The 24358-nt window shown below is 72.1% G+C and carries 19 protein-coding genes; 7 read left to right on the top strand and 12 right to left on the bottom strand.

Annotated features, from left to right (window positions below):
- Positions 1–53 precede the first annotated feature (53 nt).
- Positions 54–1142 (top strand): sulfite oxidase, encoded by a 1089-nt coding sequence (locus ABEE00_RS26060; protein ID WP_345748095.1) that lies wholly within the window; start codon positions 54–56, stop codon positions 1140–1142.
- An 89-nt stretch (positions 1143–1231) separates the two neighbouring features.
- On the opposite strand, the gene ABEE00_RS26055 is transcribed toward ABEE00_RS26060, so the two are convergent.
- Positions 1232–2107: a helix-turn-helix domain-containing protein gene (locus ABEE00_RS26055; protein ID WP_345748094.1), complete on the bottom strand. Its 876-nt coding sequence runs from the start codon at positions 2105–2107 to the stop codon at positions 1232–1234.
- A 151-nt stretch (positions 2108–2258) separates the two neighbouring features.
- On the opposite strand from ABEE00_RS26055, the gene ABEE00_RS26050 reads away from it, so the two are divergent.
- Both ABEE00_RS26050 and ABEE00_RS26045 read left to right on the top strand, forming a co-directional pair.
- Complete coding sequence (locus tag ABEE00_RS26050; protein ID WP_345748093.1) at positions 2259–3176, top strand: alpha/beta hydrolase; 918 nt, start codon at positions 2259–2261, stop codon at positions 3174–3176.
- A 94-nt stretch (positions 3177–3270) separates the two neighbouring features.
- The gene (locus ABEE00_RS26045; RefSeq protein WP_345748092.1) at positions 3271–3639 is read left to right on the top strand and encodes a cyclophilin-like fold protein; all 369 of its coding nucleotides are present in this window, start codon (positions 3271–3273) and stop codon (positions 3637–3639) included.
- 98 nt (positions 3640–3737) lie between these two features.
- Here ABEE00_RS26045 and ABEE00_RS26040 read toward each other — a convergent pair whose 3' ends face one another.
- The gene (locus ABEE00_RS26040) at positions 3738–5747 is read right to left on the bottom strand and encodes a CocE/NonD family hydrolase (protein ID WP_345748091.1); all 2010 of its coding nucleotides are present in this window, start codon (positions 5745–5747) and stop codon (positions 3738–3740) included.
- A gap of 63 nt (positions 5748–5810) precedes the next feature.
- Positions 5811–7298: a peptide MFS transporter gene (locus ABEE00_RS26035; protein ID WP_451918666.1), complete on the bottom strand. Its 1488-nt coding sequence runs from the start codon at positions 7296–7298 to the stop codon at positions 5811–5813.
- A 411-nt stretch (positions 7299–7709) separates the two neighbouring features.
- On the opposite strand from ABEE00_RS26035, the gene ABEE00_RS26030 reads away from it, so the two are divergent.
- The 4 genes from ABEE00_RS26030 to ABEE00_RS26015 all read left to right on the top strand — a co-directional run bounded on the left by ABEE00_RS26030 (position 7710) and on the right by ABEE00_RS26015 (position 12549).
- Positions 7710–8723, top strand: a complete 1014-nt coding sequence (locus ABEE00_RS26030; RefSeq protein WP_345748089.1) for a polyprenyl synthetase family protein — start codon at positions 7710–7712, stop codon at positions 8721–8723.
- Between the two features lie 324 nt (positions 8724–9047).
- Entirely contained in the window at positions 9048–10499 is a 1452-nt protein-coding gene (locus ABEE00_RS26025) for a LolA family protein (protein ID WP_345748088.1), read from the top strand.
- 123 nt (positions 10500–10622) lie between these two features.
- The gene (locus tag ABEE00_RS26020; protein WP_345748087.1) at positions 10623–11642 is read left to right on the top strand and encodes an ABC transporter ATP-binding protein; all 1020 of its coding nucleotides are present in this window, start codon (positions 10623–10625) and stop codon (positions 11640–11642) included.
- Positions 11629–12549: an ABC transporter permease gene (locus ABEE00_RS26015; RefSeq protein ID WP_345748086.1), complete on the top strand. Its 921-nt coding sequence runs from the start codon at positions 11629–11631 to the stop codon at positions 12547–12549. The genes ABEE00_RS26020 and ABEE00_RS26015 overlap by 14 nt, the downstream gene beginning before the upstream one ends.
- Positions 12550–12619: 70 nt before the next feature.
- Here ABEE00_RS26015 and ABEE00_RS26010 read toward each other — a convergent pair whose 3' ends face one another.
- The 9 genes from ABEE00_RS26010 to ABEE00_RS25970 form a co-directional block, all read right to left on the bottom strand.
- Positions 12620–13093: a VOC family protein gene (locus ABEE00_RS26010; RefSeq protein WP_345748085.1), complete on the bottom strand. Its 474-nt coding sequence runs from the start codon at positions 13091–13093 to the stop codon at positions 12620–12622.
- Positions 13094–13225: 132 nt separating this feature from the next.
- Positions 13226–14593 (bottom strand): M28 family metallopeptidase, encoded by a 1368-nt coding sequence (locus ABEE00_RS26005; RefSeq protein ID WP_345748084.1) that lies wholly within the window; start codon positions 14591–14593, stop codon positions 13226–13228.
- Positions 14594–14737: 144 nt separating this feature from the next.
- Positions 14738–15757 (bottom strand): EamA family transporter RarD, encoded by a 1020-nt coding sequence (gene rarD, locus ABEE00_RS26000; protein WP_345748083.1) that lies wholly within the window; start codon positions 15755–15757, stop codon positions 14738–14740.
- 87 nt (positions 15758–15844) lie between these two features.
- Complete coding sequence (locus tag ABEE00_RS25995) at positions 15845–16672, bottom strand: sirohydrochlorin chelatase (protein WP_345748082.1); 828 nt, start codon at positions 16670–16672, stop codon at positions 15845–15847.
- A 155-nt stretch (positions 16673–16827) separates the two neighbouring features.
- Positions 16828–17925 carry a 2-oxoacid:ferredoxin oxidoreductase subunit beta gene (locus ABEE00_RS25990; protein ID WP_345748081.1) on the bottom strand — a complete coding sequence of 366 codons (1098 nt, stop codon included), beginning with the start codon at positions 17923–17925 and terminating at the stop codon, positions 16828–16830.
- Entirely contained in the window at positions 17918–19792 is a 1875-nt protein-coding gene (locus tag ABEE00_RS25985) for a 2-oxoacid:acceptor oxidoreductase subunit alpha (RefSeq protein WP_345748183.1), read from the bottom strand. Before ABEE00_RS25985 ends, ABEE00_RS25990 begins: the two co-directional genes overlap by 8 nt.
- Positions 19793–20219: 427 nt before the next feature.
- Positions 20220–20879, bottom strand: a complete 660-nt coding sequence (locus ABEE00_RS25980) for a response regulator transcription factor (RefSeq protein ID WP_345748080.1) — start codon at positions 20877–20879, stop codon at positions 20220–20222.
- Positions 20880–21085: 206 nt separating this feature from the next.
- Positions 21086–22402 (bottom strand): sensor histidine kinase, encoded by a 1317-nt coding sequence (locus ABEE00_RS25975; protein WP_345748182.1) that lies wholly within the window; start codon positions 22400–22402, stop codon positions 21086–21088.
- Positions 22403–22767: 365 nt separating this feature from the next.
- Positions 22768–23991: a sensor histidine kinase gene (locus ABEE00_RS25970; protein ID WP_451918665.1), complete on the bottom strand. Its 1224-nt coding sequence runs from the start codon at positions 23989–23991 to the stop codon at positions 22768–22770.
- Between the last annotated feature and the right edge of the window lie 367 nt (positions 23992–24358).

The following is a 24358-nucleotide window of genomic DNA, read 5'->3' as shown; positions in this document are numbered from 1 at the left end:
CCATAGGGAGACAAAACCTACTGGTCGGAGCCCCGCCGGGCCATGGTGGGCTCATGACGGACGAGTGCAGGACAGGCGTCACGGAACCCGGGGTCGTCAAGGCGGTCCCGGCGAGCGTCATGGAGGACACGGGGACCGGCCTCGACTTCGGGACCAGGGCCGACAGCATGCCGGGGCACATCGTGCCGAACGACCGGTTCTTCATCCGCAGTCACGCGCCCACTCCACGGATCGACGCCGCGCAGTGGTCGCTGCGGATCGAGGGCGACGCCGCGAGATCGCCCGTCACCCTCACCTATGAGGACCTGTGGCGGGGGTTCCCGCTGGTCTCCTACACCCGCACCATCGAGTGCGCGGGCAACCGCCGGGTGCTCTTCGGCCAACAGCACGGACGGGAGATCCACGGCACCCCCTGGGGCCGGGGCGCCGTCGGCACGGCCGAGTGGACGGGCGTACGGCTGCGCGACCTGCTCGAAGCGGCGGACATCGGCCCGGACGCGCACGACGTGATGCCGGTGGCGCTGGACGCGTCCCGCGCGCGCCGCCCCCTGCCGCTGGCCAAGGCACAGGCCGAGGACACGGTGCTCGCCCTGGCCATGAACGGGGAGACCCTGCCGCCCGACCACGGCTTCCCGGCCCGGCTCGTGGTCCCCGGCTGGCTGGGCGCGGCGAGCATCAAATGGGTCGGCAGGATCGAGGTGTCCAGCAGTCCGCTCCAAGTCCCCTGGAACACCGAGGACTACGTCCTGATCGGCCCCGGCCACCCGGCCGACGGCGCGGCCCTGGGCACACCCATCGACGCCCTGCCGGTGAGCAGCCTCGTGGAACTGGACTGGCCCGCGCGGCTCAAGCCCGAGCCCCAGGTCGTCCGGGGACGGGCCTTCGCGGGGGAGCACGCGGTCGCGAAGGTCGAATACCGCGTGGACGGCGGCCCCTGGCACCCGGCCCGCCTCAACGGCCCACGGGAGCCGGGCTGCTGGACACGCTGGGAGTTCGCCTGGACCCCGGAAAGCGGCGAGCACACGATCGCCGTACGCGCCACCGACACCGAGGGCCGCACGCAGCCCGACCATGTGGAGTGGAACGAACTCGGCTACCTCAACACCCAGGTGCTCGAGCATCCGGTACGGGTGAAGCCCTGAGCCGTCCGCCCAGCGGAGGTGTACGTACCGCGCCCAGCGGAGGTGTACGTGCCGCGCTCCGCCGAGTGGGAGTCCCCTGCGCGCCCTGGCTAGGGGTGTCGGTCGGGGTGGTCCGGCGCCTCCGCCGTCCAGGAGGCCAGGATGCGGAGGCCGTCGTGGGAGGGGGTGCCGGGCTCGGCGGACCAGACGACGAGCTGCTGGTCGGGGTCGCTCACGCAGGAGAGCGCGTCCCAGTCGAGGGTGAGCTCGCCCGCGACGGGATGGCGCAGCACCTTCGTCCCCTTGCTGCGTACGGCGACGCGGTGGTCGTTCCACCAGCGGCGGAAGTCCTCGTCCTTCATGGAGAGTTCGCCGACCAGATGGGCCATGCGCCGGTCCTCCGGATTGTGCCCGGCCTCCATGCGCAGCATGGCCACGCTCGAACGCGCGGTGCTTTCCCAGTCCGCGTGCAGTTCCCTGACCGCCGGATCGCAGAAAAGCAGCCACACGTGATTTCGGTGGTTTTCCGGGAGCTGCGAGAAGTCGGTGAAGAGCGCGGTGGCCATCGGATTCCAGGCGAGAATGTCCATGCGCCGGCCCAGGACGAAGGCCGGTGTGGTGGTGAGTTCGCCGAGCAGCCGCCGCAGTTGCGGCTGCACTTTCTGCGCCGCCTGACGGCGCGGCCTGGCCGCCTCCTTGCCCGCCAGCTCGAACAGGTAGGCCCGCTCCTCCTCGCTCAGCCGCAAAACCTTGGACAGCGAGTTCAGCACTGGCGCCGACGCCTGCCTGCGGCCCTGTTCGAGGCGGGTGTAATAGTCGGTGCTGATCGAGGCGAGCAGGGCGACCTCCTCCCGGCGCAGCCCCTTCACGCGGCGCCGGGAGCCGGTGTCGGGCAGGCCCGCGGCCTGCGGGTTCAGCTCGGCGCGGCGGGCCTTGAGGAATTCCCCCAGCTCGTTGGGGCGCGCGCTGCCGCTCGTGGGACTCATGCGGCGATTCTCGCAGGGGAGGCCCGTTCGTGCGGGGGCCAATCCTGTCCCAGGGACAGCGCTGTCCGGGGCTGCGAGCGTCCCATTGTCGGGGTACGGAGCGACTGCGACGGTCGAATGCGTACGGCCCGTCAGAGGAAAGGCTGAGGAAATGGCGCAGGAAACGGTTCGGGAAACAGTTCAAGAAAAGAAGGTCACCTTCGTCAGCAGTTCACTGAAGCTGGCCGGCGAGCTCTACCTCCCTGCGGGCGCCTCGGCGGAACGGTTCCCCGCCCTCGTCGTCGCCCACCCCACCACCGGCGTGAAGGAGCAGACCGCGGGGCTCTACGCGCGCCGTCTCGCGGAGCGCGGCTTCGTCGCGCTGGCCTTCGACGCCGCCTACCAGGGCGAGAGCGAGGGCGAACCGCGCGGCCTGGAGGACCCGTTCCAGCGCGCCGAGGACGTACGGGCCGCAGTCTCCTGCCTCTCGGTCCGCGAGGACGTGGACCCCGAGCGCATCGGGGTGCTCGGGATCTGCGGCTCGGGCGGCTACGTACCCTTCGCCGCGCAGACCGACCACCGCATGAAGGCGGTGGCCACGGTCAGCGCCGCCGACGTGCCGGGCTTCTTCCGCGATGCCGACCCCGAGGGGTTCGCGCAGATGGTCGAGCAGGCCGGACGGCTGCGATCCGAGGAGGCGGCGGGGAAGCCCGCGACGCTGGTCAGCGCGGTGCCGGACGCGGTGGACGAGAACACGCCCGCTCCGGTGCGGGAGTTCTACGACTACTACAGGACGCCGCGCGCGCAGCACCCGCGCTCGACCAACGAGTGGGTGATGCGCAGCGTGGACCAGCTCGACCAGTTCGACGCGTTCGGCGGGATCCGCAAGATCGCGCCGCGGCCGCTGCTGATGATCGCGGGCACCGAGGCGTTCACCCTGCACTACAGCCGCGACGCGGTGGCGGAGGCCGGCGAGAACGCCGAACTCTTCCTGGTCGAGGGCGCGACGCACGTGGACCTCTACGACAGGGACCAGGCCGTGAACCCGGCGGTCGCCAAGCTCGCCGACTTCTTCGGCGGCAACCTGTGAGCGTGTGAGGCGCGGGCGCCCTCCGTGCGGAAACCCGCGGGTACCCACCGGTAGGGGTTCACAAGGAGCTTCAACAGAATGTTGAATCCCTCGCATGAGGATCTCCATCGTGTGGCCCGCGGGCCGACTGACCGCCACGCTCGACGACACACCGACGACGGCAGCGCTCAACGAGGTGCTGCCGCTGGAGAGTTCGGCGCGGACCTGGGGCGAGGAGGTGTACTTCGACACCGGGCTCAAGCCGGCCCTGGAGTCCGACGCGCAGCAGGTGGTGGAGGCCGGGACGGTCGCCTTCTGGACCGACGGCGACGCGCTCGCCCTCCCCTACGGGCCGACCCCGATATCCCGCGGCGACGAGTGCCGCCTCGCCGGCCCCTGCAACGTCCTCGGCCACATCGAGGGCGACCCCCGCACCCTGGGCACCGTGCGCACCGGCGACCCCATCAGGGTCGAGCGCGCGTAACCGCCCGGGGAAACGGGGGAGTTGGCGGGGCCACAGGAGGGGAGGCCCCGCCAACACATCAGTCAGGAGACACGCGGCCGTTCAGCTCTCCGTACGCATCAGCCCGCCGTACGCGGAATCCGCCGCTCCCACGCGCGCCGGAACACCTCCGTGCCGCCCTCGCTGCACACCGCCTCGTTGCGGGTCACGAACTCGCCGTTCTCCGTGGCGATCTCGGAGCTGACCCGGATGCCCACGTCCCAGCCCAGGTCGGGGCGGCGGAGGCCGATCGTCCAGTCCGAGCGGGTGCGCGCGCTGCCCGCCTCGCGCTCGCGGATCGTGTACGTCTCGACCGCGTCCTCGGTGAACTCCAGCCCGTCGGGGTAGATCCGGGTTCCCCCGTACTGGGGGTCCACCTCCAGGCGCCAGGTGCCCTCGGCGACGTCGCGGATCACCCGGCGCTCGGGGCGCGCGTCGGGGTTGTCCGGGTAGCGCACGCCCAGCGGCTCCGCCTGCTCCGGCTCCTCGAAGGTGATCGGCGCCCGCTCCGCGTCCCCCGCCGGATCCCGTACGGGGAGGTCCAGGGCCGAGGCGGCGGGCTCCACGAACCAGCCCGCGTCGCTGCCCTCCTGCGGCCAGATCCACGGCCAGTACGCGGAGGAGAGCGAGAGCCGGATGCGGTGCCCGGGCGGGAAGGCGTGGCCGATGCCGTTCAGGTCCAGCTCCACGTCCTCCGTGGTGCCCGGCTCCCACTCGGCGACCCGGTCGCGCCCGTACCGCGAGGACAGATTCAGCACACCGCGCGTGACCAGCGTCGACGCGCCGTCGGGCGCCACATCGCAGACCCGTGCGATCACCTGCCCTCGCCGCACGGGGCAGGTGATCCGCAGGCGTACCCGCGGCCGGCCGAGGATCTCCACCGGCTCCTCCAGCGGCGCCGAGTCGAAGGCGACCGAGCGGCCGTCCTCCTCGCGCTGGTCGGGCGGCAGGTCCGAGTCGTTGCCGAACGGGAAGTAGCGGCCCGCGTCGACGCCGGTGTGCTGCGGCGAGCGGACCTCCATCGCGCCCATGCCGGGCAGCGCGTACGAGGTCATCGTGACGGCCGGCGAGGGCCACGCGTCGTCGCCGACCCAGCGGCCCGGCAGCTCCGGGTAGACCGTGGCCGGCGGATGCGAGTCGCTGATCCAGGAGCGCAGGAGGGGTTCCCGCATGACCCCCGTGTCCTCGTCCTTGAGCCAGTGGTCCCACCAGCGCAGGGTCTCCTGGAGGAAGCCGATCGCGGGGCCGGGCGGCAGCCCGCGGTCCGGGTACTGGTGCGACCAGGGTCCGATCAGCCCGCGTACGGGCGCGTCCAGGTGCTCCACCAGGCGCAGCACGGTGTCCCGGTACGGATCGTGCCAGCCTCCGACCGCGAGCACCGCGGCCTGCACGGCGGAGTAGTCCTCGCAGACGCTGCCGTGCTTCCAGTAGTCGTCCCTGGTCTGATGGTCGAGCCAGGTGTGGATCAGCGGCTCGACGCCGTCCAGGCGGTTCAGCCACATGTCCCGCCAGGCGGGGCCGACCTGCGCCGGGTCCGGCGGGCGGCAGAAGAAGGCCAGCATCGTGGACGCCCAGGCGTGCATGTCCACGGCGAGCACCGAACCACCGTTGTAGTGCACGTCGTTGTCGTACCTGTCGTCGGCCGAGCACACCGTGACGATCGCCTTGAGCGCCTCGGGGCGGCGGGCGGCGAGCTGGAGGCTGTTGAAGCCGCCCCAGCTGATCCCGAACATCCCGAGCCGCCCCGTGGACCAGGGCTGCGCGGCCAGCCAGTCGATGACCGCCTCGCCGTCGGACAGCTCCTGCTCGTCGTACTCGTCGCCGGTGCGGCCCTCGGAGTTGCCCTGGCCGCGCACGTCCACCCGCACCGAGGCGTAGCCGTGGCCCGCGTACCAGGGGTGGCGCTGCGCGTCGCGCGGCGCGGTCCAGTCGCTCAGCCGGTACGGCAGGTACTCCAGCAGGACCGGCACGGGCTCCTCGGTGCGCGGGCGCCAGATCCGCGCGTAGAGCCGGGTGCCGTCCGGCATCGGGATCCACACGTCCTCGCGCTGGACTTCGTACGGGAACTGGTCTGCCGGTCTGATGCGCATGGGGGAGTCGTCAATCTCGCTGGTGGTACGGGGTGTGGGGGTTGTGGGGCAGCACCGTGCCGCTCAGTGCACGGGGTGCATGGTGCGGCGCAGCCACGGCGCCGCGGCCATGACGGCGATGCCCAGAACGACCGTAACGGCACCGTTCAGACCGAAGTACGCCGCATTGGAGAGCACGTCGTACAGCTTCACCGTCTGTGCCTGGATTCCGTTCGCGAGCGCGATGGACAGCATCCACAGCGCCATCGTCTGGTTCGCGTACGCGGCGGGCGCCAGCTTGGTCGTCGCGGACATGCCGGTGGACTGCAGCACCACGTCGCCGCTGCCCAGCAGGACGTACGCGGCGAGGATCCACCACGCGGCCATCAGCCAGTGGTCGCCGGTGCGCCCGGCCGTGGCCCAGGCCATGACCAGGAAGGCGAGACCGCCCAGCACCACGCCGATCGCGATCTTGTTGGAGGCGTGCGGCTGGCGGCGGCCCATCCGCAGCCAGATCCCGGCGATCACCGGGGCGACCAGCACCTCGATCAGCCCGAGCGCGGAGTTGTACCAGGTCGAGGGGAACTCCCAGCCGAAGATCTCGGTGTCCGCGTGATCGGCGGCCAGCAGCGTCACCGTCGAATAGGACTGGAAGAGGACGAGGTTGAAGACCACGGACGAGGCGAACAGCACGATGTACGGCCGCAGCCTCCCGCGCTCCTCCCGCGAGACCCTCGGGCTGCGGAACATCACCCCGAAATAGACGATAGGCGCCGCCACTGACACCACAGAGCAGACGTCCACGACCCGCGACATGGTCAGCCACCCGGCAGCGGCCAGCGCCCACGCGAGCGCCGCGACCGCCACGAGCCCGCCGCCGATCAGCCACAGTGCCCGGCGCATCGCCGCGGGCGGCAGCGCGAACTCGGCCTGCTTGCCGCCCACCAGATCGCGCCGCCCCAGCACGTACTGGACCACCCCGAGCGTCATGCCCACGGCCGCCGCCGAGAAGCCCCAGTGCCAGCCCTGCTTCTGGCCCAGCCACCCGGCGATCAGCGGGCCGAGGAAGGCGCCCACGTTGATGCCCATGTAGTAGAGCGCGAACCCCGCGTCCCTGCGCTTGTCCTCGGTGGCGTACAGCTTGCCCACCATCGAGGACACATTGGGCTTGAGCAGCCCGGTGCCCACGATGATCAACCCGAGCCCCGCCCAGGTCGCGGCCGGATACGGGACCGCCATCGTGTAGTGGCCGCAGGCGATCAGCACGCCGCCGAGGAGCACCGCGCGGTACGAGCCGAGGATGCGGTCGGCGAGCCAGCCGCCCGCGACGGAGACCAGGTAGACGAGGGTCCCGTACGCGGCGACCACCGAGGCCGCCGTGCCGGAGGCCATGCCCATGCCGCCGCCGGCCACCGAGTCGGCGAAGTAGAGGACGAGGATCGCCTGCATCCCCAGGAACGAGAACCGCTCCCAGACCTCGAGGCCCGACAGCGGCAGCAGCCCGCGCGGATGCCCGAGGAAACCCCGCACCCGCGGCCCGCTGGCTTGGCTTGTTCTGGGCGGTGGTGACACGAGTGGCTCCCGGGACGCAGGTGGTACGGATGCTCTGCTCTCCCGTTCTCACACCCCGAAACGGGTAAAGAAAGTGACGAGCGCCATATACCGCGCCTAGTGCACCAACCGAGTCATTCAGGCCAACAGTGCGCCGGGCGCGCGCCCATGGTGTGGGGTGGAGGTGTGCAGGAGGCGGCGGTGAGGGTCCGGCCGACGGCGGGAGGGCCCGCCGCGGCAGCCCCGTACGCCTCGTACGCCACTGCTTTCACGAGGTTGCGGAGGCCGCTCAGGGCCGGTCTGCGCACGGGCGCTCGCTGTGATCGTCGGGTGACCGGATACGCTGCCGGAAGATGGTGCCGAAGAGAATTTGAGACACCGCACGATCGCTGTTGATCGTTAATTCATCGTACGCAGACAGGAGAACCCCTCGTGACCGTCGTCGGGCCCTTTGGACTGACCGTGCGGGACCAGGCTCTCGAAGCAGATGTCCAGGCCGGGTTGGCGGCTGTCGAGGAGGGCCTGATCGAGACCACCAAGAGCGAGGTGCCGTTCATCACGCGAGCGGCACAGCACTTGGTGCACGCCGGGGGCAAGCGCTTCCGGCCCCTGCTGGTCCTGCTGGGCGCGCAGTTCGGCGACCCGTACGCGCCGGGCGTCGTGCCCTCGGCCGTCGTCGTGGAGCTGACCCACCTCGCCACGCTGTACCACGACGATGTGATGGACGAGGCCGACGTGCGCCGCGGTGTCCCGAGCGCCAACGCCAACTGGGACAACTCCGTGGCCGTCCTGACCGGCGACTTCCTCTTCGCGCGCGCCTCGCACACCCTGGCCGACCTGGGGCCCGAGGCGGTACGCGTACAGGCCGAGGCGTTCGAGCGGCTGGTCACAGGGCAGATCCTGGAGACCGCGGGCCCCGGCGAGAACGGCGACCCGGTCAACCACTACCTGGACGTGATCGCCGGCAAGACCGGCTCGCTGATCGCCGTCGCGGGGCGCTTCGGCGCGATGATGTCCGGCGCCGACGAGAGCACGGTCTCGATCCTCACGCAGTACGGCGAGCGGATCGGCACCGCCTTCCAGCTCGCCGACGACGTGCTGGACATCGCCAGCGACTCCCACGAGTCGGGCAAGACGCCGGGCACCGACCTGCGCGAGGGCATCGCGACCCTGCCCGTGCTGCGGCTGCGCGAGATGGCGGCCTCGCCCGGGGCAACCGCCGAGGACCGGGAGCTGTGCGCGCTCCTCGACGGCGACCTGAGCGACGACGTACGGCATGCGGAGGCGCTGGCCGGGCTGCGTGCGCACCCCGCGCTGGAGCGCGCGCGCCGGGACACCGTGCACTACGCGGACGAGGCCAGGGAGACCCTGGCGCCGCTGCCCGACTGCGCGGCCAAGCGCGCGCTGGCGGGGCTGTGCGACGCGGTGGTGCACCGGGCCGGTTGAGCCCGCGCGCCCGCGCACTGAGCGTGCCCGCGCCCTGCGCGCGCCTGCCGTTCTGCGTGCCATCGGCCGTGCGGATGGCGGGCGTTGGCGGTGGCGTTGTCCCTTACGGGTTGCGGGGGATGCGGGCGGCTCCCGTCATCCCCTGGGAGTAGGGGAGTCGAACCTCGGGGCTGATGCCGTCGCGGTGGCCTGTCTGGTGCCATGGAAACCATCGGCCCGCCCCCATCCGTCTTCTCCGGAGTGAGAATGGCGATGAGGGATGGACGAGTGCGACGTACGGGCGTGCGTACCGAACCGCCACCGACACGGAGGTAGGGCACACAGATGGCACAGATCCAACCGAAGCAGCCGGGCGGTCCTGAGGACTCCCATGACACGCACCGGAGCAAGGCGGCCCGGTACGGCGTACCGGTGGCGGTCGCGGGGATCGCCGCGGCGACGATCGGCATCGTTCCGGCGATCGCCAGCGCGGGCAGCCCCGACCTGCCGCACATCACGGCCGAGCAACTGGTCGCCAAGATGGCCAAGTCGCATGTGCAGCACCTCTCCGGGACCGTGAAGACCACGACCGACCTGGGACTTCCCGGGCTGCCCGGCGGTGGCTCGGCCGGCGGCGCCGGCCAGCAGGGCGGCGGCCCGTTCGCGGGCGGACCGCACGGCGAGGGCGGCGGGAAGGGCGGCAGCGCCGACCCGCAGCAGAAGCTCATGGAGCTGGCCTCCGGCACGCACACCCTGCGCGTCGCCGCCGACGGACCGGACAGGCAGCGCGTCTCGCTCGTGGAAGAGGCAGCGGAGTACAGCTTCATCCACAACGGCAAGGACGTGTGGGCCTACGACAGCGGGTCCGACTCCGCGTACCACGCGAAGGGCGAAGCGCAGCAGAAGGGCGGGGCCCAGGGCAAGGGCGAGGACTCCCCGAAGGACCGGCACGGCACGATCCGCGGCTCGGACGGCGAGGGCCTCGGCACGGGCAAGGGGCTCGGCTCCGGCAAGGGCCTGGAGAACGCCACCCCGCAGCAGGCAGCCCAGCAGGCGCTCAAGGCGGTCCAGGACACCACGTCCGTCTCGGTCGACGGCACCCAGACGGTCGCGGGCCGCGACGCGTACCAGCTCGTGATCACCCCGAAGGGCAAGGGCGCGGCCGACTCCACGGTGCAGTCCATACGCATCGCCGTGGACGGCAAGACCGGCGTGCCGCTGAAGTTCACGCTGAACCCGAAGGGCGGCGGGAAGCCGGTCATCGACACCGCCTTCACCTCGGTGGACTTCGGCAAGCCCGCGGCGAAGACCTTCGACTTCACCCCGCCGAAGGGCACCAAGGTCACCGAGGCGAAGCCGGGGCAGCAACGCCCGGGCGGCGGGGCCGAGTTCGGGCTGCCGGGCGCGGGCCCCGAGGCCGCTCCGGGCAAGCCGGACGCCCGCGCGGACGGCAAGAACGGCATGCGGCACGGCATGAAGAACGGCGCGAAGAACGGGGTGAAGACCTTCGGTGAGGGCTGGGGCACGGTCGCCCAGATCCAGGGCCCGAAGGGCGGACTCGGGGGCGCGGGCGGCGCCGCACCGAAGCCCGCGCCCGGCAGCGGCGGCTCGGGCGGCGACGCCCAGGGCCAGCGGATGCTGGACAGCATGACCAAGGAGGTCAAGGGCGAGTTCGGCACCGGCAGGGTCTTCAGCACCCGCCTGGTGAACGCCCTGATCACCGACGACGGCAAGGTCTACGTGGGCGCCGTCACCAAGGACGCCCTGGTCAAGGCCGCCGACAGCGCGGCGAAGTAGGGCCGCGCGCACCGCGGACGCGGTACGGGGCAGGGCGGGGCCGCCAGGGTCCTGCCCTGCCCCGGGCACGGGGCGCCGCACCGTTCGAGCAGGTCCGCACCGTTCGAGCATCGGAGAGTTCGCATGCCAGAACCGCCTCCGCAGTACGGAACTCCCGCCGTGGAGAAGGGCGCCACTCCCGCCACTGAGCAGGGCGCAACGGCGGAGGCCGTCATCGCGACGCGCGGGCTCAGCAAGCGCTACCGCGGTGGACAGCAGGCCGTTGACGGTCTCGACCTGACCGTCCCGCGCGGCAGCGTCTTCGGCTTCCTCGGCCCGAACGGCTCAGGCAAGACCACCACCATCCGCATGCTGCTCGGCCTCATCGACGCCACGGGCGGCAGCACCACGCTGCTCGGCGAGCCCATGCCGCGCGCCGCCAAGCGCGTGCTGCCGCGCGTGGGCGCCCTGATCGAGGGGCCGGCGCTCTACGGCTTCCTCTCCGGGCGCGAGAACCTCCTGCGCTACGACTCCGCCGATCCCACCGCCGACCCGCGCACCCGCCGCGAACGGGTCGGGCAGGCGCTGGAACGCGTGGGCCTCGCCCCGGCCGCCGGCAAGAAGGCCCGCGCCTACTCGCTGGGCATGAAACAGCGCCTCGGCCTGGCCGCAGCGCTGCTCCAGCCCCGCGAACTGCTCGTGCTGGACGAGCCCACCAACGGCCTCGACCCCCAGGGCATGCGCGAAATCCGCACCCTGATCAGGGCGTTGGCCGAGGACGGCAGCACCGTCTTCCTCTCCTCCCACCTACTGGACGAGATCGAGCAGGTCTGTACGCACACGGCCGTCATGAACCGGGGGCGGCTGGTCACCCAGGGCACCGTCGCCGAGATGTCGGCCGGCGCCGGAGGGCGGCTCGCGGTCACCACCCCCGACACCTCCGAGGCCGCCAGGGTGCTCAAGGAGCGCGGCCTCACCGGCATCGCCGTGGACGGCGACGAGGTGACCGGCGAACTGCCCGCGACGGACCCGCCCGACCTCGCCGCGCTGAACGCCGCGCTGGTCCACGCCGAGGTGCGGGTACGGGGCTTCGGGCTCCACCGCGCCTCGCTGGAGGACGTGTTCGTCTCGCTCACCGGGGAGGGCTTCAATGTCGCGGGCTGAGGCCGCATCACCGACCCCATCACCGCCCGGGACCGGGACCGGGGCCGGGGCCGGGGCGGAGAACGGCGCCCGGCCGGCCGGCCCGCTGTGGACGCTCGGGCTCTACCGCAGCGAACTCGGCGTGACCTTCCGCCGCTGGCGCACCCTCATCCTGCTCGGCGTGCTCGCGGCGATCCCGGTGCTGGTGGGCATCGCCATCAAGGTCGAGACCGGGGACGAGGGCGGCTCGGGCGGCGGGCCCGCCTTCATCTCGCAGGTGACCAACAACGGCCTTTTCCTGGTGTTCACTTCGCTCGCCGCGACACTTCCCTTCTTCCTGCCGATGGCCGTCGGCGTCGTCGCCGGGGACGCGGTCGCCGGGGAGGCCAGCTCCGGCACCCTGCGCTATCTGCTGGTCGCCCCCGCGGGACGCACCAGGCTGCTGCTCGCCAAATTCGCGACCACGCTGGTCTTCTGCCTCGCCGGGACGCTCACGGTGGCCGTCTCCGCGCTGCTCACGGGGATGGTGCTCTTCCCCGTCGGCAAGGTCACGCTGCTCTCCGGGACCGCCGTGCCCTTCTCGGAGGGGCTGCTGCGCGCGCTGGCCATCGCCGTGCTGGTGGCGGTCTCGCTGCTGGGGCTCGCCGCGCTCGGGCTCTTCGTGTCGACGCTCACCGACAGCGGCATCGCGGCCATGGCCACGACGGTCGGACTGCTGATCACGGTGCAGATCCTCAACACCATTCCGCAGCTCTCCGCGATCCACCCCTATCTCTTTCCCGAATACTGGCTGAGCTTCGGCGACCTGCTGAGGGACCCGGTCTACTGGGACCAGATCCTCCGCAACCTCGGCCTCCAGGCCCTCTACGCCGCGGTGTTCGGCTCGGCGGCATGGGCGCGCTTCACGACGCGGGACATCACGGCGTGAGGGTGCCGGCCACTGCGCGGGAGACGGTGCGGTGCGCAGGACCGGCGCGGACCACCGCGCGCCGCACGGGCTACGCCACGCAGAACACATTCCCCTCCGGGTCCTTGAGGACGCTCCACTCTCCCTGCGGCTCCTTGACCTCGCGTATGAAGGAGGCGCCGCGCTCCAGCAGCAGGGTGACCATCTCGGCGCGGCGCCCGGGGCCCGCGTGGACGTCCAGGTGCAGCGGGGTCTTGGGGCGCTCGCGGCCCTCGGCGGTCCAGCCCGCGGCCTCCGGGACCCGCTGGAAGAGCAGCCGTCTGCCGAGCCCGGCGCCGCTGCGGGCGTCATACGGGTCGTCGGGGTGGCGCACTCCCGCGTAGTCCCGCCAGACCTGGCGGTCCCCGCGCCGCGCGCACAGCGACTCGTCCACGACCCCGGCGCCGAGGAGCTGCTCGATGAGCGCGCTGTGGTCCTCGACCTCGTACTCCAATGCCGTGGCCCAGAAGGCGGCCAGCCTGTGCGGGTCCGCCGCGTCGATCACGAGCTTCCAGCCGAGTGCCATCGGAAAACCCCCTCGTAGTCCGTGCCATGAAAGCTAGCCCACGGCACTGACAACGAGGGGGCGCGAGCGGACTCCCGCAGGTCAGAAGGCCAGAAGGTCAGAGGGGCCCACGGGCCGAACGGAGAAGCCGGCTCAGAACGTCAGGCGCCAACTGTCGATGTAGCCCGTGTCGTTGGCGGCCACGTCCTGCACCCGCAGCTTCCAGGTTCCGTTCGCGGGCGCGTTGGAGGCGTTCACCGTGTACGTGGTCTGCACGTCGGGCGCCGAGTCGGAGCCGCTCGAGTTCTTGAGCCGGTACGTGCTGCCGTCCGGCGCGACGAGGTCGAGGACCAGGTCGCCGCGGTAGGTGTGCTTGATGTCCACGCCGACCCGCAGCGCCGAGGGCGCGTTCCCCGTACGCCCGGAGACGGTGACCGGCGACTCGACGGCCGCGCCCCGGTCCGGGATGGCGACGTCCGCGGTGTTCTCGAAGGTGCCTCCGGGCGGCGTGCCGCCGTCATCGCCGCCGAGGGTCCAGATCGCGTTCGCGATCGCGTCGGCGTTGCGGTCGAGGGCGGTGTCGTTGATGTTCGCCGTCGTGTCGCAGGACGAGTGGTAGCAGCGGTCGAAGGCCTGCCCCGCCGTGCCGCCCCACTTCTGGGCCTGGGCCGCCGACTTGCGGGTCTCGGCGCCGGTGAAGAGGCCGCCGACCGGGATGCCCGCGTTCTTGAAGTAGGCGTGGTCGGAGCGGCCGTCGCCCTCGGTCTCGATCTCGGTGGGGATGCCGCGCTGCGCGTACCAGTCCTTGAAGACCCCCTCCAGGCGCGGGTCGTCGTCGTAGACGAAGTAGCCCGGGTTGGGGGAGGCGGTCATGTCGAAGTTCAGATAGCCGGTGATCTTCGAACGCTCGGTGGACGGGAGGCTGTTGACGTACGCGCGGGAGCCGAGCATGCCCAGCTCCTCAGCGCCCCACCAGCCGAAACGCAGGTGCTGCTGGGGTTTGAGGCCCTCCCGGGCGACGGCGAGCGCGGTCTCCAGCACGCTGGCCGAGCCCGAGCCGTTGTCGTTGATGCCGGGGCCCGCGCTGACCGAGTCCAGGTGGGACCCGGCCATCAGGACCTTGTCCGGGTCGCCGCCGGGCCAGTCGGCGATCAGGTTCCAGCCGGTGGCCCCGCCGGCGGTGAACTGCTGGAGCCTGGTGGTGTAGCCGGCCGCGTCGAGCGTGGACTTGATGTAGTCGACGGAGGCCCGGTAACCGGCCCTGCCGTGCGCCCTGTTGCCCCCGTTCGCGGTGGCCAGGGACTGGAACTTGGCGAGATGCGCCTTCACGTTCGCCAGCGGTATGTCGGGCGCGGCGACGGTGCTGGGGGAGGGAGGCGCCGCCGTGGCCGGCACGGCCAGGGCGAGCGCGAGCCCGCCGCCCGCGAGGGCGAGGGCGGTGCGGCGCAGCCAGGCCGTGGGTGCGGCCTTGGGTAAGCCTGAGGTGCGGGATCTCCGAGTGGTGCGAGCGGTACGCGTCATGGCGTGCTCCGGATTCCGTGCGTGGGATGGGACGGAACGAGCGCTCCCCGCGGTGGCCGCGGGGAGGTGGAGCCTTTCGGTGACGCCTGATGCTCGGGGCAGAGCCCGTACGCGAACAGCCGGAATCCGGACACCGCCGGTCGATTACCGGCCTTCTCCGGCGGTGGGAGAGGCGGAAGGAGCGGAAGAGGCCGAGGGGGCGGGCGGGGCGTCGGCTCCGCCGTCGGTTCCGTCCTCCTGCGCCGCTGCGGCGGCCGCCTCCCGCAGCGCAGCCCGCCCCTTGCGCGCGGTGCGCAGCGCGTCCCAGGTGAGGATGCACAGCGCGATCCACACCAGCACGAAGCCCGCCCAGCGCTCGGGCGGCATCGCCTCGTGGAAGACCGTGAGCCCCAGCACGAACATGGAGGCGGGCGCGAGGTATTGCAGCAGCCCGATGGTGGAGAGCGGCAGGCGTACGGCGGCGCCGCCGAAGAAGATCAGCGGGAGCGCCGTGGCGGCGCCGGCCAGCGCGAGCAGCAGCGCGTGCCCCAGTCCCTCGGTGGTGAAGCTCGAATCGCCGCGCGCCGTCAGGAAGATCAGGAAGCCCAGCGCGGGCAGGAACTGCACGGCCGTCTCGGCGCTGAACCCCTCCACGCCGTCCAGCTTCACCCAGCGCTTCTTGATCAGCCCGTACGTGGCGAAGCTCAGCGCCAGCGCGAGGGAGAGCCAGGGCAGCCGCCCGTAACCGAAGGTCAGCACCGCGACCGAGAGCGCGCCGATGCCGACGGCGACCCACTGGGCGGGGCGCAGCCGCTCGCGCAGCAGCACCACGCCGAAGGCGATCGAGACGAGCGGGTTGATGAAGTAGCCGAGCGAGGACTCCAGGACCTTGCCGGTGGAGACCGCCCAGATGAACAGCCCCCAGTTCACCGAGATCACGGCCGCCGCGAGCACGATCATGGCCAGCTTCTTCGGCTGCCGCAGCAGCGGGGCTATCCAGGACCAGCGGCGCAGCGCCAGGAGTATGAGCACGGCCGTGGGCAGCGACCAGACCATGCGGTGGGCCAGCACCTCGCTGGCGCCGGTGGACTCCAGGGCGTGCCAGTACAGGGGGAGGAGCCCCCACAGGCCGTAGGCGGCGAAGCCGTACAGCAGGCCGGTGCGCTGTTCGCTGTGTGTTCCCACGGGACCCCTCCGGGACGGTCGTCCGAGCACCTTGAAGGTAGCCCCGTGGCACGGCGCCTGTCATTCGCGTTTCGCATTTCGGTCCTGTCAGGCCGCCTGGTGCCGGTCCCGTACGGGATCCCGTACGGGGAGAGGGCGCGGGGCGTGCGGCGGCAGCGGGGGCACGGAGGCGGCGCCCTCGCGCGGACTCCGGGGCCCGTCGAGCGCCGCGTCGTACCGCGCCAGCACCAGCCTGGCCAGCGCCTCCTGCCCGCCCAGCGCCCCCGCCGTCAGCGCGCCGCCGAGCCCGGTGAGCCGCGCGCCGAAGCGGCCGGCGGTCACCAGGTACGGCAGCACCGCGACCCGGTGGCGCCCCTGAGCGCGCAGCTCCCGCACCGCGCCCTCGACGCCCGGAGCCCCCAGCGCCCCCGAGAGATACGCGGGCCGCACCGGCACCGGCCGCCCCTCGTGCCGCAGCCGCGCCGCGAGCATGTGCGCGCTCGTGCAGCACCCCTCGTCGCCCGTGCGCCGGCGCGAACCGGCGCCGGCCAGCACCACGGCACCGGCCGCCCCGCCCGCAGCGGACTCCGCCTCCCGCAGCCTCCTCCGCAGCGCCGTCACGAGCAGCGGATCGGGGGCGAGCGGGGGCGCGACCCGTACGGGGCCGGGCGCGGGGCGCAGCGCGTGGGAGAGCCCGGCCACCACGTCGTACCCCTCGCCGAGGAAGAGCGGGACCACCACGCGCGGCCCGCGACCGCGCTCCAGCGCCGTACGCAGCGAGGGAGTGCCCGTGCCGTGCCGCCCGAAGTACGCGTGCTCCACCCGCAGTCGGGGGCGGAGCGCCCGCACCCGGGCGAGCAGCGCGTCGACGTCGGCGCTCGCCGCGGGCGCGACGGCGAGCAGTCCGGGACCCTCGTGGTCTGCGAAAGGGCTCATGAGCCGCACCGTATGCGCGCCCCCAACTCCGGCATCAGGGGCGAAAGTCCCTCATTCGGCCCGGGTTCGGACTCCGTACCCCTGAAACGCGAAAGGGCCCCACCCCTAAGGGATGGGACCCATATCGCGGCGCGAAGCCGCAGGCTCGTTCAGCCTCAGCCGACGACCGTCCACGTGTCGTTGCCCGCGAGCAGCGCGCCCAGGTCGCCCTTGCCCTGGCGCTCCACCGCCTGCTCGAGCTGCTCGGCCATCTCGGTCTCGTACACCGGGCGGCGGACGCTGCGCAGCACGCCGATCGGCGTGTGGTGCAGGGTGTCCGCGTCGGCGAGCCGGGAGAGCGCGAAGGCGGTCCCGGGGGACTCGGCCTGCGCGTCGTGCACCAGCACGCCGTCGGTGCCCTCCTCGGCGACGTCCACGATCCGCAGCTCGCCGCTGGCCGGGTCGCGCACGACGCCCTTGGAGCCGAGGCCGTCCTCGCCCGGGGTGCCGAAGCGGATCGGCTGCCCGTGCTCCAGCCGGATCACGGCCTCCTGCGCCTTCTCCTTGTCCTTGAGGACCTCGAAGGCGCCGTCGTTGAAGATGTTGCAGTTCTGGTAGATCTCCACCAGCGCCGTGCCCGGGTGGTCGGCGGCCTCCCGCAGCACGCTCGTCAGGTGCTTGCGGTCCGAGTCGACCGTCCGCGCCACGAAGCTCGCCTCGGCGCCCAGCGCCAGCGAGACCGGGTTGAAGGGCGCGTCGAGTGAGCCCATCGGCGTGGACTTGGTGATCTTCCCGGCCTCCGAGGTCGGGCTGTACTGCCCCTTGGTGAGCCCGTAGATCCGGTTGTTGAACAGCAGGATCTTGAGGTTCACATTGCGGCGCAGCGCGTGGATCAGGTGGTTGCCGCCGATGGACAGCGCGTCGCCGTCACCGGTGACCACCCACACGCTCAAGTCGCGCCGCGCGGAGGCGAGTCCGGTGGCGATGGCCGGGGCGCGGCCGTGGATCGAGTGCACCCCGTAGGTGTTCATGTAGTACGGGAAGCGCGAGGAGCAGCCGATGCCGGAGACGAAGACGATGTTCTCCTTCGCCAGGCCCAGCTCCGGCATGAAGCCCTGCACGGCGGCCAGCACGGCGTAGTCGCCGCAGCCGGGGCACCAGCGCACCTCCTGGTCGGACTTGAAGTCCTTCATGGACTGCTTGCCCTCGGCCTTGGGCACGAGGGAGAGCGCGTCGCCCTCCGCGAAGGTGCCCTCGGTGAGTGTCTCAGCCATGGGTGATGGCCTCCTTGAGAGCGGTCGCGAGCTGCTCTGCCTTGAAGGGCATGCCGTTGACCTGCGTGTACGACTGGGCGTCGACGAGATACCTGGCCCTGATCAGGGTGGCGAGCTGACCGAGGTTCATCTCGGGGACGACCACCTTGTCGTAACGGCGCAGCACCTCCCCGAGATTCCCCGGGAACGGGTTGAGGTGGCGCAGATGGGCCTGCGCGACCGCCTTGCCCTCGCGGCGCACCCGGCGCACAGCCGCGGTGATCGGCCCGTAGGTGGAACCCCAGCCCAGGACCAGGGTGCGGGCCTCGCCACTGGGATCGTCCGGCTCGATGTCGGGGACATCCACGCCGTCCACCTTGGCCTGGCGGGTGCGGACCATGAAGTCGTGGTTGGCCGGGTCATAGGAGATGTTGCCCGTGCCGTCCTGCTTCTCGATGCCGCCGATCCGGTGCTCCAGGCCCGGCGTGCCCGGCACCGCCCAGGGGCGGGCGAGGGTCTGCGGATCGCGCTTGTACGGCCAGAAGACCTCGGTGCCGTCGTCCAGCGTGTGGTTGGCGCCGGAGGCGAACTGGGTGCGCAGGTCCGGCAGTTCCTCGGTGTCCGGGATGCGCCAGGGCTCGGAGCCGTTGGCCAGGTAGCCGTCGCTGAGCAGGAAGACCGGGGTGCGGTACGTCAGCGCGATCCGCGCCGCGTCGAGCGCCGCGGTGAAGCAGTCGGCCGGCGTGGAGGGCGCCACGATCGGCACCGGGGCCTCGCCGTTGCGGCCGTACATCGCCTGCAGCAGGTCGGCCTGCTCGGTCTTGGTGGGCAGGCCCGTGGAGGGGCCGCCGCGCTGGATGTCCACGATCAGCAGCGGGAGTTCCAGCGAGACCGCGAGGCCGATGGTCTCCGACTTGAGCGCGACGCCGGGGCCCGAGGTGGTGGTCACCGCGAGCGAACCGCCGAAGGCCGCGCCGAGCGCGGCGCCGATCCCGGCGATCTCGTCCTCGGCCTGGAAGGTGCGCACCCCGAAGTTCTTGTGCTTGGACAGCTCGTGCAGCACGTCGGAGGCCGGGGTGATCGGATACGAGCCCAGGTAGAGCGGGAGGTCCGCCTGCTGGGACGCCGCGATCAGGCCGTACGCCAGGGCCAGGTTGCCCGAGATGTTCCGGTACGTCCCGGGCGGGAACGCCGTGGCCGCCGGGGCCACCTCGTACGAGACGGCGAAGTCCTCGGTGGTCTCGCCGAAGTTCCAGCCGGCCCGGTACGCGGCGATGTTCGCCTCGGCGACCTCGGGCTTCTTGGCGAACTTGGTGCGCAGGAAGTGCTCGGTCTGCTCGGTCGGCCGGTGGTACATCCACGACAGCAGGCCCAGCGCGAACATGTTCTTCGACCGTCCGGCGTCCTTCCGCCCGATGTCGAACTCCTTGAGCGCCTCCACCGTCAGCGTGGTCAGCGGCACCTCGTGCACGCTGTACCCGTCGAGGGAGCCGTCCTCCAGCGGGCTGGCCTCGTACCCCACCTTGGCCATCGCGCGCTTGGTGAACTCGTCGGTGTTGACGATGACCTCGGCGCCGCGCGGCACGTCGGCGATGTTGGCCTTGAGCGCGGCCGGGTTCATCGCGACCAGCACGTCGGGGGCGTCGCCCGGTGTGAGGATGTCGTGGTCCGCGAAGTGGAGCTGGAAGCTGGAGACGCCCGGCAGGGTGCCCGCGGGGGCGCGGATCTCGGCGGGGAAGTTCGGCAGCGTCGAGAGGTCGTTGCCGAACGAGGCGGTCTCGGAGGTGAACCGGTCGCCCGTGAGCTGCATACCGTCACCCGAGTCCCCCGCGAACCGGATGATGACCCGGTCGAGGCGCCGCACCTCCTTGTCGGTCTTTTCGGACACGACGGCCGCAGGTGCCTCCGCCGACGCGTCGGAATTGCCGGAGTTGTCGGCGGCAGACTGCCCGCTCGGGCTACTGACCTGGCTGGTCACGGTTGATCGGACCTCCCTAGAGGCGGCGGCTCGCCAGCCATCGTACGTCGGTAAGGGTTGCCTTCCCGAAGGCGGCCACATGGTGGACGGGAAGACAAGACGAGCCAGGCGTGCCGCGGACCACACCCGGGGGCACGCGTGTACCCAGCGCCGGGGCCGTTGCGACGCCGTGCGACACCGCGCGAAACCACGTCCCGTACACCCCCCCCGGAGCGCTCCATGAGCCCCGCACCGCCCGTCCTCGCCTCCCCGCTCGCGGGCGTCGGTGCTGACGGGATATCAGTCGCCGATTCCGCCCGGAACGGTTCCGTCCACGGCCGTTCCACACGGAAACGGACTACGAATCAAGATAGGTGAGCACCGCCAGCACCCTGCGGTGATCCGCGTCACTCTGGGACAGGCCGAGCTTCAGGAAGATGTTGCTCACGTGCTTCTCGACCGCCCCGTGGCTGACCACGAGCTGCTGCGCGATCGCGGAGTTCGTGCGCCCCTCGGCCATCAGGCCCAGCACCTCGCTCTCGCGCGGGGTGAGCCCCGCCAGCACATCCTGTTTGCGGCTGCGGCCCAGGAGCTGCGCGACCACCTCGGGGTCGAGCGCGGTCCCGCCCTCGGCCACCCGGACCACCGCGTCCACGAACTCACGCACCTCGGCTACCCGGTCCTTCAGCAGATAGCCGACCCCCTTGCTGGAACCCGCCAGCAGCTCCGTCGCGTACTGCTCCTCCACGTACTGCGACAGGACCAGCACACCGAGCCCCGGATGCTCCGCACGCAGCGCGACCGCCGCGCGCACTCCCTCGTCGGTGTGCGTCGGAGGCATCCGTACGTCGACGACCACCACATCGGGCAGCCCCTCGCCGGATGCGAGCTCCCGCACCGTCTTGACCAGCGCTTCCCCGTCCGAGACCCCCGCGACGACCTCGTGTCCGCGGTCGGTGAGCAAACGGTCCAGACCCTCGCGCAAAAGCACCGAATCCTCGGCGATGACGACGCGCACGCTCCCACCCTCTCCACCCCTGCACCCTGTCCGGGACGCCCCAAGCATCCCAGAACGGGCGCGCGTTGGCGGCTGCCTCCGCAGAGACGTACGCCGCGCTACGCAGACGCGTTCAGCCGTACGCGCCCGTACGCCTGCGCCGTGTACGCGCGCGAGGCGGGCCGGGGGTGGTCCCCGGCCCGCCAGGTTTCTGGAGCGCGAGCGCCTCAGCTTTCCTCGCGCCAGGGAAGCTGGGCCGTCACGACCGTGGGTCCGCCCGGGGGCGACTGGAGGGTGAGCAGGCCGTCCACCGACTGGAGCCGCTCGGCGAGGCCGGTGAGCCCGCCGTCCTCGCGCAGCCCGGCGCCGCCCCGACCGTCGTCGGTGACCTGGAGCATCAGGTACGCGTCGGTGCGCCACAGTTCGGCCTCGGCGCGGGTGGCCCCCACCGCGTGTTTGCTGATGTTCTGGAGGAGTTCGGAGGCGGTGAAGTAGGCGATGCCTTCGATGGCGCGGGCGGGGCGCTGGTCTTGGAGGTCGTCGGTGACGGTGACGGGGACGGTGCAGCGGGCGGCGAGGTGGGAGAGTGCGGGGCCGAGGCCGCGGTCGGTGAGGATGGCGGGGTGGATGCCGCGGGCGAGGTCGCGGAGTTCGGCGAGGGCGAGTTTCACTTCGCCGTGTGCGTCGTCGACCATTTGGGCGGCTTGTTCGGGGTCTTCGAGGAGTTTCCCCTTGGCGAGGCCGAGTTCCATGGCGAGGTTGACCAGGCGTGCCTGTGCGCCGTCGTGCAGGTCGCGCTCGATGCGCCGCAGGTCGGAGGCGGCCGTGTCGGCGACCGCGCCGCGGTCGGACTCCAACTCCGCGATCCGCTCGGCGGCGCGCGAGGGCCCCAGCAGCCCCCATACCAGCAGCCTGTCCACCTGGGTCAGCCCGTGCACCAGCCACGGCGTCGCCAGCACCAGCACGAGGCCGATCGCGGAGAGCGCCGCGATCTCCGGCGGGGTGTCCACGTACCAGCCGCCGTGCCCGTTGTCGAAGACCTGGACCCCCGGCTGGTGCGCGTACGTCGGCAGCACCCAGCCCCACGCGGGGTAGAGGAACGCGCCCCAGCCCGCCGTGAGGAACGCGATCCACACCGAGAACACCAGCGTCGCCCACGGGAAGTGCAGCAGCGTGAACAGCACGTGCCGCCACGAGACCCCGCTGCGCAGCACCGCGCCCCAGCGCGCCAGCAGGCCGGGGGAGCGCTGGAGCGTGCGGACCGGCTCCGGGGTCGCCACGTCGAGGTCGAGCAGCGCGCGGGCGCGGGAGCGCTCGGCGAAGCCGAAGCCGCGGCACGCCTCCAGGGTCGCCACCAGTACGGGGAGGCCCACGAAGGTCACCAGCAGCCCGGCGCCCAGGGAGAGCATGGTGATGCTGAAGCAGAACGCCGCGACGGCTATCGGGAAGCTGGTCAGCACGTACAGATACTCGCGCCACGTGTCCCCCGACAGGGGCGCCCGCAGCACCGCCGGCAGCCTGCCGCGCTCCTTGTGCTCCCGCAGCGCTGCGCCCCGCGCCGCGTCCCGCCCCGCGCTCTCCGGCCAACCGCTCACGGCGCCCTCAACTCCTCGTATCCCTGCGCGTGTCACCGCGCGCCTCCCCGGGGCCGTGCACCACGCACCCCGCCGTCGTACGCCAGCATCCGCGCGGACCCCCGCCCGCGCCCATGACGTGCGCCGCCGTCTTGCGGTGGGGCTGGCCCCACCCCGCGGGCAGGGGTGGGGTCTCGTACGGGGGTGGGCGCGGGTCCCGTACGGGGTTCCGTGCGGGATGCGGTACGGGGTCCCGTACGGGGTCTCGTACCGGATCCAGCGCGGGTCCCGTACGGGGTTCCGTGCTCGATCCCGTACGGGTCGGCGCGAGCCGGTCAGGTGTCCATGTCGCGCTCCCGCCACGGCAGTTGGGCGGTCACGATCGTGGGGCCGCCCCGGGGCGACTGGAGGGTGAGCAGGCCGTCGACGGTGCGCAGCCGTTCGCCGAGGCCCGCGAGTCCGCTGCCGGCCGCTGCGGTCGCGCCGCCCCTGCCGTCGTCCTCGACCCTCAGCAGCAGGTGCCCCGAGCGCCGCCACAGGTCGACCGTGGCCTGCCGCGCGCCGGGCCCCGCGTGTTTGCTGATGTTCTGGAGGAGTTCGGAGGCGGTGAAGTAGGCGATGCCTTCGATGGCGCGGGCGGGGCGCTGGTCTTGGAGGTCGTCGGTGACGGTGACGGGGACGGTGCAGCGGGCGGCGAGGTGGGAGAGTGCGGGGCCGAGGCCGCGGTCGGTGAGGATGGCGGGGTGGATGCCGCGGGCGAGGTCGCGGAGTTCGGCGAGGGCGAGTTTCACTTCGCCGTGTGCGTCGTCGACCATGCGGGCGGCTTGTTCGGGGTCTTCGAGGAGTTTCTCCTTGGCGAGGCCGAGTTCCATGGCGAGGTTGACCAGGCGTGCCTGTGCGCCGTCGTGCAGGTCGCGCTCGATGCGCCGCAGGTCGGAGGCGGCCGTGTCGGCGACCGCGCCCCGGTCGGACTCCAACTCCGCGATCCGGCGCTCCAGTTCGTCGGACGGCGCGAGGAGCACCCGCACCATGGCCCGGTCCACGTTCGTCAGGCCGCGCGCGATCCAGGGCAGCAGCGGCCATCCCACCACCAGCGACACCAGGGTGACGGCGAAGGTGAACCAGCCCCAGGGCAGCCGGATGAACAGATACAGCGCGCTCCGCCACGCCACCGGGTCCCGCAACTGGAGCCACAGCCGCGCGAACATCCCCGCGCCCTCGGCCCGCAGCGGGCTCGGCTCCTCGACCCGCACGTCCAGCAGGGCCCGCGCCCTGGCCCGTTCCAGCCGCCCTGCCTGGCGGCAGCCCGCCAGCGTGAGCGCCAGCAGCGGCAGGCCGATCACCGTGACCGACAGGCCGACGCTCACCCACAGACACACCGAGAGGAGGACGAAACCGGCCATGTCCACCGGCATGTTCGCCAGCAGATGCGCGATCTCGCGCCAGGTGCGCGCCTCCAACGCGCCCCGGGGAGGCGGCAGCCGCTCCGCCTCGTCCCCCACGGCGCCGACGGCGCCCGCACCCCCCACGTCCGTCATGCCTGCCATACCTGCGGTCATGCGCCCAAGACTGCCCGGCCCGCCCCCGGGAGGCCATGGGGCGGAGCGGTGCCCGAAGGTGGGGACAGCCCCACCACGCCACCGCCACGGCGATCGCGGCCGCCGTCGCCCCGGCCGCCGATTCACGAGAGCACACAATCAGGGACAACCGGCGCCACCCTGCAACGCGCCGGTCCGCCCCACCAGGCGCAGGGCCTAGACTCCGGTGCGTACAGATCGTCGAACACGGCCGGTGGGAACCCTGTGAACCAGAGGGGAACCGACCGGCCCGCACACGGAACACCGGCCGCACGACGGCCCGGCTGAGAACGGCAAGGACGGCGGCGGCCGCGGCAGGGGCGGCCGGCACAGCGAGCGCGCGAGCGAG

It is taken from the genome of Streptomyces odontomachicola (assembly GCF_039605595.1).
Taxonomy (GTDB): domain Bacteria; phylum Actinomycetota; class Actinomycetes; order Streptomycetales; family Streptomycetaceae; genus Streptomyces.
The sequence above is the reverse complement of the archived record's forward strand: the minus strand, read 5'-3'. Positions and strand labels throughout refer to the sequence as shown.

What these genes read in the sequence shown, in the direction of transcription:
- ABEE00_RS26060 (WP_345748095.1), top strand. Translation starts at nt 54, where the DNA reads ATGACGGACGAGTGCAGGACAGGCGTCACGGAACCCGGGGTCGTCAAG.
- ABEE00_RS26055 (WP_345748094.1), bottom strand. Translation starts at nt 2,107, where the DNA reads ATGAGTCCCACGAGCGGCAGCGCGCGCCCCAACGAGCTGGGGGAATTC.
- ABEE00_RS26050 (WP_345748093.1), top strand. Translation starts at nt 2,259, where the DNA reads ATGGCGCAGGAAACGGTTCGGGAAACAGTTCAAGAAAAGAAGGTCACC.
- ABEE00_RS26045 (WP_345748092.1), top strand. Translation starts at nt 3,271, where the DNA reads ATGAGGATCTCCATCGTGTGGCCCGCGGGCCGACTGACCGCCACGCTC.
- ABEE00_RS26040 (WP_345748091.1), bottom strand. Translation starts at nt 5,747, where the DNA reads ATGCGCATCAGACCGGCAGACCAGTTCCCGTACGAAGTCCAGCGCGAG.
- ABEE00_RS26025 (WP_345748088.1), top strand. Translation starts at nt 9,048, where the DNA reads ATGGCACAGATCCAACCGAAGCAGCCGGGCGGTCCTGAGGACTCCCAT.
- ABEE00_RS26020 (WP_345748087.1), top strand. Translation starts at nt 10,623, where the DNA reads ATGCCAGAACCGCCTCCGCAGTACGGAACTCCCGCCGTGGAGAAGGGC.
- ABEE00_RS26015 (WP_345748086.1), top strand. Translation starts at nt 11,629, where the DNA reads ATGTCGCGGGCTGAGGCCGCATCACCGACCCCATCACCGCCCGGGACC.
- ABEE00_RS26010 (WP_345748085.1), bottom strand. Translation starts at nt 13,093, where the DNA reads ATGGCACTCGGCTGGAAGCTCGTGATCGACGCGGCGGACCCGCACAGG.
- ABEE00_RS26005 (WP_345748084.1), bottom strand. Translation starts at nt 14,593, where the DNA reads ATGACGCGTACCGCTCGCACCACTCGGAGATCCCGCACCTCAGGCTTA.
- ABEE00_RS25995 (WP_345748082.1), bottom strand. Translation starts at nt 16,672, where the DNA reads ATGAGCCCTTTCGCAGACCACGAGGGTCCCGGACTGCTCGCCGTCGCG.
- ABEE00_RS25990 (WP_345748081.1), bottom strand. Translation starts at nt 17,925, where the DNA reads ATGGCTGAGACACTCACCGAGGGCACCTTCGCGGAGGGCGACGCGCTC.
- ABEE00_RS25970 (WP_451918665.1), bottom strand. Translation starts at nt 23,991, where the DNA reads ATGACCGCAGGTATGGCAGGCATGACGGACGTGGGGGGTGCGGGCGCC.